A 1,274-nucleotide genomic window follows, 5' to 3' on the forward strand; every position below is an offset into this window, starting at 1 on the left:
GACGGCCAAGAAGGTCACGGCCCAGGCGATCCAGATCCTCGGAGGCAACGGCTACACCCGGGAGTACCCGGTGGAGCGGATGCACCGGGACGCGGGGGCCTCAGTTACTCGTACTGCGCGTCCCCCGTACCAAGAGAAGGATGATCGGATGGCCACTGTCCAGGCCAAGCCGACGGGCGCCGCCGGCGCGGCCGAGGCAGACGCCCTACAGGTCTCACCCAGGCCACTGGCAGGGCGATTGGATTCATTGAGTCGGATGCTCTCACGCCGCATCGACGGGATTACCGCGCAGCACAATATGTCCGCCGATCACTGGTACGCACTCGACGTCATCGTGCGCCAGGACGGCGTGGCGATGAATCACTTGGCACGAGCGTTGAGTGTCGCCGCACCCACCCTCACCAAGTACGTGGACAAGCTGGCTGTGAACGCCTACGTCTTCCGGCTCGCCGACCCGGGTGATCGACGCAAAGTGCTGGTGCACGCCTCCAGTCGGGGTACGAGCGTCCACCAGGAACTTCTCGGCACTATCGCTGCCACCGAAGCCGAGGTATTGGGCATGTTCGCCGCACGCGACCGCCAAGCGCTGGAACGCATGCTCAACCACTACGGCAAACAAGCAGAAGACTTCACGAGTCAGTAAACCGACCGGCGCCCGCCGCTGGTTTAGCCGACTGCGGCAATCTGTTCGAGGACATCGAATTCGAGCCCCCTGGCCTTCGCTATATACACGTCTTGAGCGAGATGGTGCCGACGGAAGCGGACATGCCCACGTGGACTGTCATAGTGAATGTCGGCTTGTGCCTGAGCACTCAAGTCAGACACATTCACCGACGCTGACCGCTCAACCAGTTCAGCCAGGAGCCGCACACCCTCGTAGCAGGACTCGCCCGGCGAGGCCAGCGGCGGCGCACTCGCACCGAAGCGCTCCGCATACCGCCCACCGAACTCCAGACTGTGGCCGGTCCCCAAGGATTCGAAGAAGCCTGACACGGAATAGAGTTCACGCGCAGCGCCCGCACCGCCGGCCAGCAGCATATTCTCATCGATCAGCGGCCCGAGTCGAGGGAGATCGCGATCTAACCCACGAGCAGCGAACTGCCTGTTGAACGACACCGCATCCTGGCCCAGCAACAACACGAACACCCCGCCGGCGCCGGAGCACTCGATCTCATCGAGCACATCACTGAAATCGGTCTATATCTGAAGAGCACACGACACAACACCAGTCACAAATGCTATAATATCGTATACCGTCAAGAGGATGAAAAATG

The 1,274-nt window shown here is 61.7% G+C and carries 1 protein-coding gene and 1 pseudogene; one reads left to right on the forward strand and one right to left on the reverse strand.

The annotated features are described in order from the left end of the window. Window positions 1-643 (forward strand): MarR family winged helix-turn-helix transcriptional regulator (locus ABT116_RS47420; RefSeq protein ID WP_351647606.1); only part of this gene is annotated, 643 nt, incomplete at its 5' end. 23 nt (window positions 644-666) lie between these two features. Here the strand turns inward: ABT116_RS47420 and ABT116_RS47425 are convergent. Beyond that, a pseudogene (locus ABT116_RS47425) lies at window positions 667-1,185 on the reverse strand (ABC transporter substrate-binding protein); the annotation flags it as partial. Between the last annotated feature and the right edge of the window lie 89 nt (window positions 1,186-1,274).

Source organism: Streptomyces sp. NPDC002130 (genome assembly GCF_040296465.1).
Lineage (GTDB): Bacteria > Actinomycetota > Actinomycetes > Streptomycetales > Streptomycetaceae > Streptomyces.